The organism is Agrobacterium sp. El2ro-1b (assembly GCF_048298475.1).
Taxonomy (GTDB): Bacteria; Pseudomonadota; Alphaproteobacteria; order Rhizobiales; family Rhizobiaceae; genus Agrobacterium; species Agrobacterium fabrum.
Genome location: NZ_CP103459.1, coordinates 1,016,901 through 1,032,843, shown reverse-complemented (window position 1 = coordinate 1,032,843; position 15,943 = coordinate 1,016,901). Strand labels below are relative to the sequence as shown.

The window sequence follows — 15,943 nt, the reverse complement described above, 5'->3', positions numbered from 1 at the left end:
CTGGAATTCAGGCGGCCGGGGTGTTCCACGACCAACGTTCGGTCAGTGTCGGCGCAATTTGACAAGGGTATCCAGCGCTATCCAGCCACCGCCATAGACAACGAGGGTCAGCGCCATGGCAGCCCAGGGCAGGTGGAAATTGGCCCAGCCATCCGGAACGGTTAGTTGGATCACCGCCGTCATCAACAGCAGACCCAACGCGGCGTAACGGGTGAAAAGGCCAAGAACCAGCAGCACGGGCAGAACGAGTTCGGCAATGCCTGAGGCCGCCGCCATGACCAGCGGCATAGGGTAGGGGATCAGGTTGCCGAAGATATGCAGCCTGAATTCCTGTTCGAACAGATATCTGGCGCCAGTTGATAACGTCAGAAATCCGTCCCATTTGGTCAGTCCCGATTTGAAGAACGGAATTGCCAGGCCAAACCGCAGCGCCAAAAGCGGCAATGATTGTGGAATGGAGGCGAGCAGGCATTCGGCGTGGCGATGGAGTGCTGCAAGCGCACCGCCTAGGCTGCGTGCGGAGGCAAGTTCTGTGGTCATGGAAGGTCCCCTTCACGGTGTTCAACGGCGCTGAAAGCGCCAAGGCCGATCAGGCCAATCAAGGCCGATCCGAAATCAAACGAAGATGTTGCGGCCAAGGCCGTCTCTGCCGCTTCGCCAAGACTTGCGCCGGCAAAGAGACGCGCCGCGAAAGCAACATCTGCCGATGGCAGGACGTTGATCTCGACCTGCATGGCCGGCCGCACGACAAGCACGGTTTCCGCCCGCCAGTTTTCAATCGGTGTCACCGTCTCGCCCTGGTGGGCGCTCCAGATGCTTCCGACTGGAAATGGTGACTGCACGAACTGGGCGGAGGGATGCGGGACAAGCGCCCTGTCGAGCAGGTGCCCGGGCGAAATGACGGCGAGCCGGGCGATTTCGAGCGGCACTCTGTCTGCCGCGTGATAGGCCCTGGTCCACGCCACCTCGACCCGCGCTACATCCGCGAGATAGACAAGACACGCCGCAGGCGGAAAGGCCGTGATAAAATCCGGGAAATCATCGCCATAGTGCATGATGAGTGGTGAGGGCGGCTTGTGATCGGCGGCATAGGCACGTGCCATGCCGGCAAAGAAGTCAGCGCCGACAAGCCGTCTTGTCACCGGAAAGCGCTGCGCCAGCGCCGTTGTCAGCCCGACATAGACATTGTTGCGATAGACGGCAAACCGTGCGGGATCTGCGGCACCCTGCGCTGTGGTAATGCCCTGCGGAAGCGGCGTACCCGGGTGGAGGAGGGCGGCGGCAAATGCGTTCTGGCTTTCAAAGAACTCCATGGTCACGCCGCCCGGCTGGTGCGGCGTTTCAGGGCCGCTTCGTTCAACATGGCATCGGCGCGCATCGCTTCTGCCTGAAGCGTGGCAAAGTCCGGCACGTCGTTGTCCCATTCGATCAGGGTCGGCAAGGCGCCGCTGCGCGACAGCGTATGCCGGTAAAGCTCGACAACGTCAGACCTGACGGCACTGCCGTGGGCATCGATCAGCAGCCGGTCTCCGACGCCATCGACGGTCTCGTCATAACCGGCAAGGTGGATTTCACCCACCAGTTCGACCGGGAAACGGTCGATATAGGCGACCGGATCGAGGCGATGGTTCACCGCCGAGACCATGACATTGTTCACATCGAGCAACAGGCCGCATCCGGTTCGGCTGGCAATGGCGGTGAGGAAATCCACCTCATCGATGGTGCTTTCTGAAAACAGCACATAGGTTGATGGATTTTCAAGCAGCATTTGCCGGCCCAGCCATTGCTGGGTCTTATCGACATGGTCGGCGACACGCGACAGGGTTTCGGCCGTGTAGGGCAAGGGCAGAAGATCGTTGAGGAAACCGGTGTCATGGGTCGACCATGCCAGATGCTCTGAAAAGCTCTGCGGCCGGTAACGATCGATAAGGTCGCGAAGCCGTCTCAGATGCCCGGTGTCGAGGTCACGGGCCGAACCGATCGACAGGCCGACGCCATGCAGCGACAGGGGATAAAGCGCTGCAACGGCTTCAAGATAACGGTGCGGCGGGCCACCGGCACCCATATAGTTTTCCGCATGGACTTCGAAAAAACCGATATCCGGCCTGGCGTCGAGAATAGTGTCGTAATGTTCCGGCTTGAGGCCGAGGCCAGCACGGGGTGGCAGGACGGTGGCGCGGTCGGCTGAAACGGTCATTGCTGGTCTCCCGGTTTTGACGGACGAGGGGGAGGCCCGGCAAGCGGGCCTCCGATGTCGCGGCTCAGCTTTTAGATGGCTCCAGCATGCCCTTGTGGCCATCCACGTTCATCGTGGTGCACGTGCCGGCGGGTACGGCCTTCCAGGCATTGCCCTGGTAATCCATGGTGGAGGTTCCGGCGCAGGTCGTGCCGGCGCCGGCAGCGCAATCATTCTGCCCCTTCAGGGCTATGCCGTAGCATTTCTCGTTTCCGGCCATCTTTTCCGGTGCCAGCGGCGCAGCAAAAGACACAGATGCGACAGCGCTTGCGAGTGAGCCCGCCAAAGCGAGGGTGAGCGTGGAACGGTTCATAAATGATCTCCTCTTGGATGTCCGCAGACCGTTCATCGGCCGCGTATGGCTGTATTCGATCTTTCCGGGCGCGACGTTACAGCGTGAGGCGAACACGAAAGCGTGACCGCAATCTGTGACTAACGATTTTCTTCTCAACGTTCGGCGCAAATCATCGCGGCCTGCAGACGGCGAATGCCGTCACAGTGTTTGATTTTCCGCTCCCTCTCTGTCCCAACCCGATGATGATCCGTCAATCGAAGTAACGAGTCGTGAGAATCGGCGCAATCAGGGCGCCGACTTCGCGATTGCGACGTTCCCCAAAAAGGAAATTGGATCTGCACGGGCGGTGTTATCAGGGCCATTGGCAACGAGACCGAGCTTGCACTAACATTTCAGATATTCAGTCAATCGAGGTTAGGAAATTCCGTCCCATGAACACACGATTTCTCGAAACCTTCCTCTGGGCTGCAAGACTGAGCAGTTTTTCGGCCGCTGCGGAACGCCTGCACACTACGCAAGCTTCTGTGTCTAATCGCATTGCCGCCCTTGAGCGTGAACTCGGAGTTCTGCTGTTTACGCGAGATGTGCGCTGCGTCAACCTGACGCCTGCAGGTCGGTTGGCGCTGCAACATGCAGAAAAGATCATCAACCTCACCGGAGAATTCCGACAGATCGTCAGCAATAGGGAGGCGTTGAGGGGCACGGTGCGCATCGGTGCCGCTGATACGATCGTATATGCTTGGCTGCCTCTTTTGATCCGTCGTATGCACGAGCAGTACCCCGGCGTCAGTCTCGATCTGACCATCGACACCAGCCTGAAGCTCTCCCAGCGCATTCAAAACGGGGAGGTGGATGTCGGTTTTATCATGGGCCCTATTATGTCTGCTGACATCTATAACGCGCCCCTCTGTACCTTCGAGTCGTGCTGGGTCGGCGCGGTCGAGTTGCCGCTACCTGAAACGGGTGTCACACTCGAAGATATTGCACATTTTCCGTTACTTACCTTTTCCACGGGTTCGCAGCCGCATCAGGCGTTGCGCGCATTGCTCGATTCTCACGGGCTGTCCGACAGCCGCATCTACAACTCCAATTCGCTGTCGATCATGACCCGCCTTGTGGCAGCCGCCGTCGGTGTGGGCGCCTTGCCGCGCGTGCTGGTGGACGGCATCATCAAGTCAGGCGAGGCGCGTATTCTGGATATCAGTCCCTCTGTTCCGCCGCTCACTTTCCACACCGTTTATCAGGAGCGTGGCGACAACGCGATCGCCAGGGCCATTGCCGATATGGCGACCGAAATCGTCAGCGAGACTACCACGCAATGGATGACACCCGTCGCCTAAAATTTGCGCTGCAGCGCAAAATGATTAATCTATAAGCTTACCTTATGGGTTTCGATAGAGTTTTTCCGTTTGTAATGGAAACAGTTCCCGTTCTTAATTCTCCTCGCAACATGAGAGGAGAGCAACGTGAAAGTCTCACTTGTTCAAATGAATACCCAGAATGACAAAGCAGAAAACCTGAAGGTTGCTGCAGATCTTATTGAGAAGGCAGTCAAGGCGGATAATCCAGACCTAGTTGTTCTTCCTGAATACTTCGCATTTCTTGGAGATAATCCTCAGGAGATGCATGAGAGCGGGGAAGAATTTCCCGGCGGCGAGATTTACGCGCTGCTCTCTGGTCTGGCCAAGAAGCACGCGATCACGCTGCATGCCGGATCCATCGTCGAGAAGGAAGGCAACCGCTTTTACAATTCGACGCTCGTTTTCGGTCCTGATGGCAGCCAGATCGCCCGCTACCGTAAAATCCACCTGTTCGACGTCGATACGCCGAACGGCATCAGCTACCGCGAATCCGACTCGGTCGCCCGTGGCGAAGACGTCGTGACCTACAAGGTGGGCGACAAAACGGTTGGCTGCGGCATCTGCTACGATATTCGTTTTCCGGAACTTTTCCGCGCCCTGCGCGACAAGGGTGCGGACGTCATCGTTCTGCCGGCTGCCTTTACCTTGATGACCGGCAAGGACCACTGGGAAGTTCTGGCCCGCGCCCGCGCGGTTGAGACCCAGACCTACTTTCTGGCCGTCGGCCAGATCGGCACCCATGCCGGCGGGAAGAAGGCCTGCTGGGGACATTCCATGGTCATCGACCCATGGGGCCACATCGTCGCCCAATGCTCCGACAGTGTCGGAACGGTCGGTGCCGCGCTTGATTTCGACTATTCAGCCAAGGTGCGTGCCAACGTGCCGGTGGCGAACCACCACGTTCTCTGATCGGAGAAAGATCTAATGTTTATCGTCAACCCCATGCCGGAACAGATCGACGCAGACATCATCGAGCTTCTTGAGAAGGTCGAGGTGGCTACGATCGGTCACGTGCTTCATTCCGGCTTCGTCGATCCTGAAATCCGCGCTGTCCTTCCGGGCAAGCGTGTTGCCGGTACCGCCGTCACGCTGCGCATCCCGAATGCGGATTCGACCATGCTCCACTATCTGTCTCAGTTCGTACGCCCCGGCGATATCGTCCTCATCGACCGTTGCGGCGATACCCGCCACGCCTGCTGGGGCGGTGTCATCACCAACACCATGAAGATGGCTGGCGTCAAAGCCGGCGTCGTTGATGGGCCGGCGACCGATTTTTCGGAATTCGCCAAGGTCGACATGCCCATGTGGTGCCGTGGCCCTTCGCCGATCACCACAAAGATCCTTGGTCTCGAAGGCGCAATCAACATTCCGATCAGCGTCGGCGGGCAGACGATCAATCCGGGCGATGCGATCCTGTGCGATGAAAGCGGCGTTGTCGCGCTTCATCCAAGCCAGGCCCGTGCCATGGCCGAGCGCGCCATCGGCATGCAGGAAGCAGAAATCGTGCTTCTGGAGCGCCTGCGCAACGGTGAGAAATTGCCCGATATCTCCGGGGCCAACAAGCTCGTTCAGGCCAAGCTCAGCGCCTGATGCCGTCTCACGGGTGGCGGACCAGTCCGCCACCGCCAATAATAATAGAGGGAACAGGACAATGAAGAAAACGATACTTCTCAGTGGAATTTTCATGCTCGGTGCGGCCGCCATGCCGGCGAATGCGCAGCAGAGCGTGACGTTCCTCGGCTATAGCGGCCTTTTCCAGGAGCGCTACACCAAGGCTGTCATCGAACCTTTCATGGCGGCCAACCCGGACATCAAGATCGAATATTTCCCGCAGCAGGGTTCTGCCGCAATGCTCGGCTCGCTGCGCGCGCAGAAGGCTGCTCCGCAGTCCGATGTCGCCCTGATGGACGTTTCCGTCGCCAAGACAGGTACGGACGAAGGTCTGTTCGACAAGGTCGATGAAAGCGTGTCCAAGAACGTCGCCGACCTCTACCCCAACGCCCGTTTCGAAGGCGTGGCCGGCGTCGGCGTAACGTTCGACAATCTCGTGCTCATCTACAATACCGATGCCATCAAGACGCCGCCCGACAGCTGGAGCGCCCTGAAGGACAGCGCATTCAAGGGCAAGGTCGCCATGCTCAGCGCCCCCGATATCGTCGGCATCGGCACCACGATCATCATGGATCACATGAATGGCGGCACTGATTTCATCAAGAACATCGATGCCGGCATCAAGGCCATGGCGGAAGTGGCGCCGAATGTTCAGACCTGGGAGCCGAAGCCGGAAGTCTATCCGAATGTCGTCAACGGCCAGGTTTCGCTCGGCGTGGGCTGGAACGCCCGCAGCCAGGTGAATGCCGACGGTTCCAACGGCAAGATGAAGGTGGTTCTACCGAAGGAAGGCACGATCCTCCAGATCAACACGCTCAACCTCGTCAAGGGCGGCCCGTCGTCCGAAGCCGCGCGCAAATTCGTCGATTATGCGTTGAGCCCGGAAGCCCAGGCGGCCTTTACCGCCGCCATGTATTATGCGCCGACGAACGCCAAGGCCACGGTTGCTGCCGATGTGAGTGACCGCACGGTCGTCAAGGCAATGGACAAGGTCATTCCGGTGGACTGGATCGGCCTTTCCAAGGTCCGCGACCAGATCACGCAGGACTGGCGCCGCAAGGTCATCCCGCTCAGCCGATAAGACTGCGCCTGGTGTCGGCTCATTTCCTCCCGGTGCTGGGGCCGGGGAGGGGTGGGCCGACCAGGCCAGGCATTCCGAAGGACCGCAAGGCACTTACTGCGGAAGCAACCGCCAACAGGGCCGCGAAGTTCGCTGCGGCTGCTTAGATCAAGGACAGCACGTGTCCACTCTTCCTCAAGGGTCGGACATGGTCTGGAGAAAGGCAAGAAGCCAGAATGGGAACGTCAGATATCATGCAGCCAGGATTCCTCTCGATCCGTTCACTGACCAAGCGCTACGAGACAGTCGTCGCCGTCGATAATCTCAATCTAGAGATTCCAAAGGGCGAACTGGTTGCCTTTCTAGGCCCTTCCGGCTGCGGCAAATCGACGTCGCTGCGCATGATTGCGGGCCTGTCTCCCGTTTCTTCGGGCTCGATCCTGATCGACGGCAAGGACGTGACTGCGCTTGCACCCTACAAGCGTGACATTGGTCTGGTTTTCCAGAGCTACGCGCTCTTCCCGCATATGACGGTTCTCAAGAACGTCATGTTCGGTCTTGAAATGCGCAAGGTGCCGGCTGCCGAGGCGGAGCGCCGTGCGCGCGAAGCCATTGCCATGGTGCGTCTGGATGGGCGCGAGGACCGCCGCCCAGCCCAGCTTTCCGGCGGGCAGCAGCAGCGCGTCGCGCTGGCGCGCGCGCTCGTTATCCAGCCTTCGATCCTGCTGTTCGATGAGCCGCTGTCCAATCTCGATGCCAAGCTGCGCGACGAGATGCGCGCCGAAATCCGCCGTATCCAGAAGCAGCTTGGCATCACCTCCATCTTTGTCACCCATGATCAGGTCGAGGCGCTCAGCATGTGCGACAAGGTCGCGGTGCTGAATGGCGGGCGGCTGGAACAGCTCGGCACACCACATGATCTCTATGAGCGCCCCGCGACCGCTTTCGTCGCCTCCTTCGTCGGCCGTACCAACCGGCTGGTCGGAAGTGCTGCAGGTGATCGCATCACGGTCGGCGATGCGATATTGCGTGCGCCCGGTTCGCATAATGGCAAAATCGATCTGATGGTGCGGCCGCATCGCATGGCCATGGCGGTGGCCGGCGACGCCGTGCCGGAGTTTGACGGAGCGCCCGTCAACCGCATCGCCGGCGAAGTTCGCGATGTCTATTATGCCGGCGATATCCTCCATTACGAGATCGCCGCAGGCGGGCAGACATTGTCCGTGGAGCGCGCGACATCGGGCGGCGAGACACCGGTTGCAGCCGGCAGCACCGTCAGTCTTGTCTGGCGCGTGGAGGACACGCTGGTCTTCGGAGCAGGCCAATGACAGCGGCGGTCATGATCACGGCTCCCGGCAGCCGCACATCTTCCATCGTGTTTCTTGCAACCCTGCTTCTGGGGCCGATCATTGCGGTCAACGGTCTTGCCTTCGTCATGCCCGTCTTCAATCTGCTGCTGCTTTCCTTCCGCGAAAGCCTTGGCGGCGGCGGTCTCGGCGAAGCCCATACGCTCGACAACTGGACATCGACGCTGACCGACGGTTTCTATATCGAGCTGATTGGTCAGAGCATCCTGACCAGCCTGATGATCACCATCCTCACCCTCATCGCCTCCTATCCCATTGCGCTTTATCTTCACCGGGCGCAGGGCCGCTGGAAGACGCTTCTGCTGGTGCTGGTGATTTCCCCGCTCCTGACCTCGGCTGTCGTGCGCACCTATGGCTGGATCGCGATCCTCGCCGATGACGGTCTCATCAACAACATCCTGCTTGCGCTCGGCGCTGAAAGCGGCGTGCGGCTGCTGTTCAACAAGGTCGGAGTCGTCATCGGGCTAACCGAAATCCTGATGCCCTACATGATCCTGGCGCTGCTGGCCGGTTTCGGCAGGCTCGATCCGCGTGTCGAGGAAGCGGCCGAAACGCTCGGCGCATCGCCGTGGAAAGTGTTCTGGCGGATCATCGTGCCGCTCACCATGCCCGGCGTGGCGCTCGGCTGCCTGCTTTCCTTCGTTCTGGCCGTCAGTTCGTTCATCACCCCCAAGTTGCTTGGTGGCGGGCGCGTCTTCCTTCTGGCGACGGAAATCTACGACCAGGCGATCGTGACGCTCAACTGGCCGCTCGCGGCGACACTTTCGATGATCATCCTCGTGATCTTCGGTGCTGCTCTGGTGCTTTATTCCCGGCTTCTGCGGGCCATTCTGTAAAGGAAAAGAATATGGAAGACCGTCCCGCTCCGCTGGCGCTGAAAATCGTCGCCTTCATCATGTTCGTTTTTCTGCTGGCGCCCGTGGTGCTCGTCGTGCCGATCTCGTTTTCGGCGGATAGCTACATGGCCTTTCCGCCCTCCGGCTGGAGCCTGCGCTGGTATGTGGAACTCATGTACAATTCCCGGATGATCGGCGCGCTCGGCACAAGCACGCTTCTCGCCGTCATCGTCACCGTGCTCTCCATGCTGATCGCGCTACCCGCCTCCTACGCAATCGTGCGGATGCGGGTGATCGGCGCGGATGCCTTGCTCGCCTTCTTCACCGCACCGCTGCTGTTACCGACCATCGTTCTTGGCCTCGCGATCCTGATCGTCTTTGCCGGTGCGGGCCTACTCGGCACCTTCACGGGTCTGGTGATCGCACATCTGATCATCGTTTTGCCCTATGCGCTGCGCGTGCTTACCACGTCGCTTTCGGGCCTGCCGCTGATCTACGAGGAGGCCGCGTCCACGCTGGGGGCTTCACCTCTCAAGGTCTTCAGACGCGTCACCATGCCGATGATCGCGCCGGGGATCGTTGCGACGGCTGCGCTATCCTTTCTCGTCTCGTTCGATGAAGCGGTGATCTCGCTGTTCCTAACCGGACCGCGCATCACAACCCTTCCCGTTGCCATGTATCAGCATGTCGAAACCCAGGCCGATCCGCTGGTTGCGGCCATTTCCGTTCTGCTGATCGTGCTCACGCTCGCTGTCGTCCTCATCGTGGACCGCACGGTGGGTCTGACGAAGACCTTCGTGAAGTAGGGCGCAAAGGATGGCCTACCGACAGATTGCCGCTGGCACGACCTATCGTTTCGACGATTTGAAGACCCTGATGGCAAAGGCGACGCCGGAAAGGTCCGGAGACCAGCTCGCCGGCATTGCGGCAGAGGGTCCGGTGGAGCGACTGGCGGCGCAGATGGCGCTGGCCGATCTGCCGCTCTCGACTTTTGTCGCGGAGGAACTGATCTCTTCCGACGATGACGAGGTGTCGGCGCTGATCGCGCGCCAGCACGACGCACGGGCCTTCGCGCCGGTGGCCTCCCTGACGGTTGGCGAATTTCGCGAATGGCTGCTCAACGCCAAGGTCGGGCACGCGGAACTGGAAGCGGTTGCCTGGGGTCTGACGCCCGAAATGGTGGCGGCCGTCTCCAAGATCATGCGGCTGCAGGATCTTGTGACGGTGTCGGCCAAACGGGAGGTCGTGACCCGTTTTCGAAACACGATCGGTCTTTCCGGACGCCTGTCCACCCGCAATCAGCCAAATCATCCGACCGATAGTTCCCGTGGCATCGCTATCTCGGCCTTAGACGGATTGCTACTGGGTAGCGGCGATGCAGTGATCGGGGTCAACCCGGCCACTAGTGCCGTAACTGATTATATCCGCGTTGTGCAGTTGCTTGACGATCTGCGGCAATGGCTCGACATTCCCACCCAGACCTGCTGCCTTGGCCACGTGACGACGGCAATCAAGGCGATGGAGCGCGCTGCACCCGTCGATCTGGTGTTCCAGTCGATTGCCGGCTCCCAGAAGGCGAATGCGGGTTTCGGGGTCGATCTTGCCGTCTTGCGAGAGGCCCGCGACGCCGGCCTGTCGCTGAAGCGCGGGACTGTCGGCACAGACCTCATGTATTTCGAAACCGGGCAGGGCGCGGCTCTTTCGGCCGATGCGCATTTCGGTGTCGATCAGCAGACGATGGAAGCGCGCGCTTATGCCGTGGCGCGGGAATTCTCGCCGCTTCTGGTCAATACCGTCGTTGGCTTCATCGGTCCCGAATATCTTTATAACGGCAAGCAGATCATACGTGCGGGCCTTGAAGACCACTTCTGCGGAAAGCTGCTCGGCCTGCCGATGGGTGTCGATGTCTGCTACACCAACCACGCCGATGCCGACCAGGAAGACATGGACGTGCTTCTGACCATGCTATGCGCCGCCAATGTGAACTTCGTCATCACCGTGCCGGGTTCGGACGATGTCATGCTGAACTACCAGACGCTCTCCCATCACGATTCAATCTATGCCCGTGAAACGCTGAAGCGCCCGCCCGCGCCGGAGTTTGAGGCGTGGCTGGTAAAGATGGGTGTGACGGATGCCGCCGGCCGGATGGCCGAGAACCCGGCGCTGATGAACCACGGGCTTCGCGAACTCGATTTTCTCCGAAGGGATGCCGCCTGATGCGAGACCGCCGGCCCTTCCTCATCTCAGGCCCGCCGGAACGGCTCAAGGCCCTGCGCACGGCAACCGAGGCGCGCGTGGCGCTCGGCCGCACCGGTGCAAGCCCGCCCACGCGCGCAGTGCAGGCATTTCTGCTGGATCATGCGCAGGCGCGTCAGGCCGTGTGGCGTCCGCTGGATATCGATAAGGTGGAGCATGACTTGCATGCCTGCGGTGCGGATGTCGTGCATGTCGCAAGCCGCGCCAGGGCTCGTGCGGATTACCTGCGCCGGCCCGATCTCGGCCGCTCCCTGTCAGTCGAGGGCCGCCTTGCGCTCGACGGGCAGGCCAAGGGGGCGGATGTTGCACTGGTGATCGCTGACGGGCTTTCGGCAACGGCTGTGGACATGAACGCCGTTCCGGTGGCGCAGGCGTTGCTTGAGGCGCTTGAAAGCAGCGGATTGACGGTTGCGCCGATCATTCTTGCCACACAGGCGCGGGTGGCGCTGGCCGATGATGTGGGCGCGGCACTCGGCGCAAAGGTGGCGGTGATCCTCATCGGCGAGCGGCCCGGCCTTTCGGCGGCCGACAGTCTCGGCGCCTATGTCACCTTCGGACCGGAGACCGGACTGCCGGATTCCCGACGCAACTGCATTTCCAATATTCGCGATGGTGGCGTGCCGCCGATCGAAGCGGCAGGCAAGATAATGACCCTGATCAGCGCCATGTTCCAGCAGGAGACAAGCGGGGTGACGCTGGTGGAAATCGAAAAGCCGGTGACGGCTCTGTCCAACTGAAACATGGCCAATCTCATCCATAGCCACGAGCCGGCAAGGTACATCGGCCCGATCCGTCGCATCTGTTGGTTTCGTTTTCGAACCACGAAAAAATAGGTAAGCCCATGGACCCCAACCCCTCCACAGCATTCGACATCGCCATCATAGGCGCGGGCGTGGTCGGCTGCGCGGTTGCCCGCAGTTTTGCGTTGGCAGGTGCGAAGGTTGTTGTCATCGAAAAGGGTGCCGATATCTTGTCCGGGGCGTCGAAGGCCAATAGCGCTATCCTCCATACCGGCTTCGATGCGCCACAAGGCAGTCTGGAACTGGAATTGGTGAAGGCAGGTCGGGCAGAATATCTGTCCATTCATGGCCAGATGGGCCTCAGTCTCGTTGAAACCGGTGCCTTGGTATGTGCCTGGAACGCTGATGAGGCGCAAAGCCTGGAAGCGATTGCCGAGCAGGGGCGGCGCAACGGCATTGCCGAACTCGGTGTGCTCACGGCCCGACGGGCCCGGGACACCATGCCCGGCTTGTCGGGCCAACTTGTCGCGGCACTCGAAGTTCCCGGTGAACACGTCATCGATCCCTGGTCGGCGCCGCTCGGTTATCTCACGCAGGCGGTGGCCCTTGGCGCGCAGCTGGTGCGCAATGCCGAGGTGCTGTCCGGTGCGTTCGATGGTGAATGGCAGATAGAGACCACGGCAGGTCCGATCCGCGCCGCAAGCGTCGTCAATGCGGCCGGGTTGTACGGCGATATCATCGATGCGCGGCTGGGTCTCAGCGCCGACTTCACCATCAAGCCTCGCAAGGGCCAATTCGTCGTTCTGGACAAGGCCGCCCGCCGGCACGTGCCGCGCATCGTCCTGCCCGTTCCCACCGAAATCACCAAGGGCGTCGTCGTTTGCCCAACCGCCTTCGGCAACGTTCTCATTGGCCCGACAGCGGAAGAGCAGGATGACCGCGAGCGTGCGACGGTGGAAACGGCGGCGCTTGAGGCACTGCTCGCACGCGGCAGTGCAATTGTTCCGGCACTCGCCTCCGTCTCCGTGACCGCCGTCTATGCCGGCCTGCGCCCGGCATCGGACAAGAAACATTACCGGATTTCCGCCCGGCCGGACCGGCGCGCGATCACGCTCGGCGGGGTGCGGTCCACGGGGCTCAGCGCGGCGCTCGGCCTTGCGCAGCATGCCGTTGCGCTTCACGAAAGTTTTGGCACGCATTTTTCGCCCCCTGCCGCGGTGCCTGACGTGACGATGCCAAATCTCAGCGAAACCTGCGAGCGGGACTGGCAGCGCGCCGATCATGGCGAAATTATCTGTCACTGCGAGCTTGTGACCCGCCGGGAGATCGACGCGGCATTTTCCAGTCCCGTGCCGCCGGGCGATTTCGGCGGCCTGCGGCGGCGCACCCGTGCGGGCATGGGGCGGTGTCAGGGATTTTACTGCAATGCCCGGCTGGCGGCGATGACGGGCGACCGTCTGGCCGTACCGCTTGCCGTCTCTGCGGGAGACGACCGATGAGCGCAAGGGAGCCTTTTCATGAGAAGCAGGACACATATCGGGATGCCGATGTCATCATCGTCGGCGGTGGCCCGGCGGGTGTCGCGGCAGCGCTGGCGCTGAAGGAACGTGGCGTCGCACGCGTGACCATACTCGAACGTGAGCCGGCGCTTGGCGGCGCACCCCGCCATTGCACACATTCGCCTTTCGGCATGCGCGAATTCGGACGCATCTATTTCGGCCCGGCCTATGCGCGGCGTCTGCAGCAGCAGGCGCAGGCTGCCGGTGTCGATATCCGCACCGGCCATTCCGTTGTGGAGCTGGGGCAGGATGGCACGCTGCTGGTGACATCGGCGCGCGGGGTGGAGAGGTTGAAGGCCCGGCGCATCGTGCTGGCGACCGGCGCGCGCGAAAAGCCACGCTCGGTGCGGCTCTTGCCGGGCGACCGGCCGGTGGGGGTCGTGACGACAGGCACGCTGCAATCCTATATCGCCTTTCACGGCATCATGCCCTTTCGCCAGCCGCTCATCATCGGTTCGGAACTGGTTTCCTTTTCAGCGCTGCTCACCTGTCTCACGCATGGGGCGCGGCCGGTAGCAATGATCGAGCCGGGGCCGCAGCCGCTGGCGCCCCCGCTTTTCCGGTGGTTTCCGCGATCGGTCGGCATACCCTTCCTGTGCAATGCGACGCTTGTGGATATACGCGGGCGCGGGCGCGTTGAGGAGGCGGACATCCGTCTGTCGGATGGTCGTATCATGACCGTCGCATGCGACGGTGTGCTGCTCACCGGGCAATTCACGCCGGAGGCAGCGCTTTTGAATGCATCCCCGGTTGACGTGGCGGCGGGCAGCGAGGGACCTTTGATCGATCAGGACGGCCGGATGGCCAACCCGATCTTTTTCGCCGGCGGAAACGTCTTGCGGGCTGTGGAGACGGGCGGCTGGTCGTTTCGCGAAGGCCGCCGTGTAGGTGCTGCCGTTGCGGCCGATCTTACCCGTGAACCCCGCCTTACGCGCGCGGTGCCGGTCACATTCGCAGAACCGATCAAACTCGCGGTGCCTGCCATGGTGAGGCAGCCGGGACTGGATGAAGCGACTTTTCGTGATTTCCAGTTGCGCTTCACCAGACGTATCCGAGGGCGACTTTCGCTTCATCTTGACGGCAGAGAAGTATGGAGCAAGAGCGGCCTGTGGCTGCCTGAACGCCGTGTGCGCGTGCCGATACCCCGCGCAGTGGCTGAAGCAGGCGCGATTGCTTTTCACTTTCTGGAGAAGAATTGATGCGCGTTGCAGCGATAGATCAGGGAACGACATCGACCCGATGCCTCGTGATAAGCGAAGACGGGATGGTTGAGGTCGCTTCGAGCCTGCGCCACGCCCAATCATATCCGGCTCCCAGCTATGTAGAGCAGGATCCGGAAGAATTGTTGCGCAACATCCGAGAGGTGCTGGCGGCAGCTGGGCCCGTCGATGCGATAGCCATCGCCAACCAAGGCGAGAGTTGCCTCGCGTGGGATGCCGAAAGCGGCGAGGCGCTGTCTCCGGTGATTGTCTGGCAGGATGCCCGCACCGCACAAGCTCTGGCCGCTTTACCGCATTCGGCTGCGGAACTATCGCGACAAATCTGCGGACTACCTCTTGATCCCTATTTTTCCGCGGGCAAACTGTCGTGGCTGCTCAAGAACAATTCTGCGGTGGCTGAGGCGCACACGGGAGGACGGCTGCGGCTCGGTACTACCGACGCCTTCTTTCTGGATCGGCTGACGGGATGTTTCTACACCGACCTTGCAACTGCCTCTCGCACGGGACTGCTCGATCTGGCAACCGGGGCCTGGAGCCCGGCACTATGCGCGCTGCACGATATTCCCATCGACTGCCTTCCCGCGATCGGCAGTGTTGATGGCGGCTTCGGTGCGATTGAGGGAACGCCTGTGCGCGTTTCCATTGTCGATCAGCAGGCAGCGCTTTATGGACACGGTTGCCGCAGGCGGGGGGAATGTAAGATAACCTTTGGCACAGGCGCTTTCCTTCTCGCCGTCACCGGCAACCATCGCCCGTTGACGGGCGAACTTCTCCCGACCATTGCATGGCAGAAGCAAGGAGCCACCGCCGTGCTTGCTGTCGAGGCCGGGGTGTATGATGCAGGCGCTGCGTTAGAATGGGCGCGAAAGATCGGCCTCTACGCCGACAATTCCGAACTCGACGGTTTCGAGGGACTATCGGCTATTCGTCGAGGCCTTGCCTTCGTCCCAGCATTGTCCGGCCTTGCCGCGCCCTACTGGGATAGGAGGGCTGCGCCACTCTTCATTGGCATGGACCATGCCACGGAGCGGGGTGATATGGTGCGCGCACTGCTTGAAGGTATCGCTTTGCTGACCGTTCAGCTCATTGAAGCGGCGCAGGCTGTCGTGCCGATTGGCGACACGATCTCGATCGATGGTGGCTTGTCGAAGAGTCGATATTTCGCCGGCTTCCTGGCCGCGGCCAGCAATCGGAGAATTCGCGTGCCCGCGATGCACGAATTCACGGCGCTCGGTCTCGCAGAGCTGTGCGGCATCGACTTGGTAGCCGCGCGAAACGATGCCGAGATATTCACACCCAATGGATCAGTCGATGTTGAAGACCATGCTCGCTTTGCGCGTGGTATAGACCTGGCAAGAGAGTGGCGGAGCGTTTGAAGTTTTGGAACTTCGCCCTGACGGCG

At 61.0% G+C, this 15,943-nt stretch carries 16 protein-coding genes; 12 read left to right on the top strand and 4 right to left on the bottom strand.

Features of this window, described 5'->3' with window-relative positions:
- Positions 1–42 precede the first annotated feature (42 nt).
- From NYR50_RS18975 to NYR50_RS18960, 4 genes are all read right to left on the bottom strand, one after another.
- A complete protein-coding gene (locus NYR50_RS18975; protein WP_174010622.1) occupies positions 43–540 on the bottom strand; it encodes a DoxX family protein in 498 nt (165 codons plus the stop codon).
- Positions 537–1,319: a DNA-binding domain-containing protein gene (locus tag NYR50_RS18970; RefSeq protein ID WP_418137862.1), complete on the bottom strand. Its 783-nt coding sequence runs from the start codon at positions 1,317–1,319 to the stop codon at positions 537–539. Before NYR50_RS18970 ends, NYR50_RS18975 begins: the two co-directional genes overlap by 4 nt.
- Positions 1,316–2,197 carry a DUF692 domain-containing protein gene (locus NYR50_RS18965; protein ID WP_418137861.1) on the bottom strand — a complete coding sequence of 294 codons (882 nt, stop codon included), beginning with the start codon at positions 2,195–2,197 and terminating at the stop codon, positions 1,316–1,318. Before NYR50_RS18965 ends, NYR50_RS18970 begins: the two co-directional genes overlap by 4 nt.
- 64 nt (positions 2,198–2,261) lie before the next feature.
- The gene (locus tag NYR50_RS18960) at positions 2,262–2,549 is read right to left on the bottom strand and encodes a DUF2282 domain-containing protein (protein WP_080794706.1); all 288 of its coding nucleotides are present in this window, start codon (positions 2,547–2,549) and stop codon (positions 2,262–2,264) included.
- Between the two features lie 413 nt (positions 2,550–2,962).
- Between NYR50_RS18960 and NYR50_RS18955 the strand changes: the two genes are divergently transcribed.
- From NYR50_RS18955 to NYR50_RS18900, 12 genes are all read left to right on the top strand, one after another.
- Entirely contained in the window at positions 2,963–3,871 is a 909-nt protein-coding gene (locus tag NYR50_RS18955) for a LysR family transcriptional regulator (protein WP_418137860.1), read from the top strand.
- Positions 3,872–3,997: 126 nt separating this feature from the next.
- Entirely contained in the window at positions 3,998–4,801 is an 804-nt protein-coding gene (locus tag NYR50_RS18950) for a carbon-nitrogen hydrolase family protein (protein WP_418137859.1), read from the top strand.
- A gap of 15 nt (positions 4,802–4,816) precedes the next feature.
- Positions 4,817–5,482: an RraA family protein gene (locus NYR50_RS18945; protein ID WP_418137858.1), complete on the top strand. Its 666-nt coding sequence runs from the start codon at positions 4,817–4,819 to the stop codon at positions 5,480–5,482.
- A 61-nt stretch (positions 5,483–5,543) separates the two neighbouring features.
- Positions 5,544–6,584 (top strand): ABC transporter substrate-binding protein, encoded by a 1,041-nt coding sequence (locus NYR50_RS18940; RefSeq protein ID WP_418137857.1) that lies wholly within the window; start codon positions 5,544–5,546, stop codon positions 6,582–6,584.
- Positions 6,585–6,817: 233 nt separating this feature from the next.
- The gene (locus NYR50_RS18935; RefSeq protein WP_418137856.1) at positions 6,818–7,891 is read left to right on the top strand and encodes an ABC transporter ATP-binding protein; all 1,074 of its coding nucleotides are present in this window, start codon (positions 6,818–6,820) and stop codon (positions 7,889–7,891) included.
- The gene (locus NYR50_RS18930) at positions 7,888–8,766 is read left to right on the top strand and encodes an ABC transporter permease (protein ID WP_174010600.1); all 879 of its coding nucleotides are present in this window, start codon (positions 7,888–7,890) and stop codon (positions 8,764–8,766) included. The genes NYR50_RS18935 and NYR50_RS18930 overlap by 4 nt, the downstream gene beginning before the upstream one ends.
- Positions 8,767–8,777: 11 nt before the next feature.
- On the top strand, positions 8,778–9,572 hold the full coding sequence (locus tag NYR50_RS18925) for an ABC transporter permease (protein WP_174010598.1): 795 nt from the start codon (positions 8,778–8,780) through the stop codon (positions 9,570–9,572).
- 10 nt (positions 9,573–9,582) lie between these two features.
- Positions 9,583–10,983 carry an ethanolamine ammonia-lyase subunit EutB gene (locus NYR50_RS18920; protein WP_418137855.1) on the top strand — a complete coding sequence of 467 codons (1,401 nt, stop codon included), beginning with the start codon at positions 9,583–9,585 and terminating at the stop codon, positions 10,981–10,983.
- Positions 10,983–11,759 (top strand): ethanolamine ammonia-lyase subunit EutC, encoded by a 777-nt coding sequence (gene eutC / locus NYR50_RS18915; RefSeq protein WP_418137854.1) that lies wholly within the window; start codon positions 10,983–10,985, stop codon positions 11,757–11,759. Before NYR50_RS18920 ends, eutC begins: the two co-directional genes overlap by 1 nt.
- Positions 11,760–11,863: 104 nt before the next feature.
- The gene (locus NYR50_RS18910) at positions 11,864–13,261 is read left to right on the top strand and encodes an NAD(P)/FAD-dependent oxidoreductase (RefSeq protein WP_418137853.1); all 1,398 of its coding nucleotides are present in this window, start codon (positions 11,864–11,866) and stop codon (positions 13,259–13,261) included.
- Positions 13,258–14,520 carry an FAD-dependent oxidoreductase gene (locus tag NYR50_RS18905; RefSeq protein WP_418137852.1) on the top strand — a complete coding sequence of 421 codons (1,263 nt, stop codon included), beginning with the start codon at positions 13,258–13,260 and terminating at the stop codon, positions 14,518–14,520. Before NYR50_RS18910 ends, NYR50_RS18905 begins: the two co-directional genes overlap by 4 nt.
- Positions 14,520–15,917 carry an FGGY family carbohydrate kinase gene (locus NYR50_RS18900; RefSeq protein ID WP_418137851.1) on the top strand — a complete coding sequence of 466 codons (1,398 nt, stop codon included), beginning with the start codon at positions 14,520–14,522 and terminating at the stop codon, positions 15,915–15,917. Before NYR50_RS18905 ends, NYR50_RS18900 begins: the two co-directional genes overlap by 1 nt.
- Positions 15,918–15,943 lie beyond the last annotated feature (26 nt).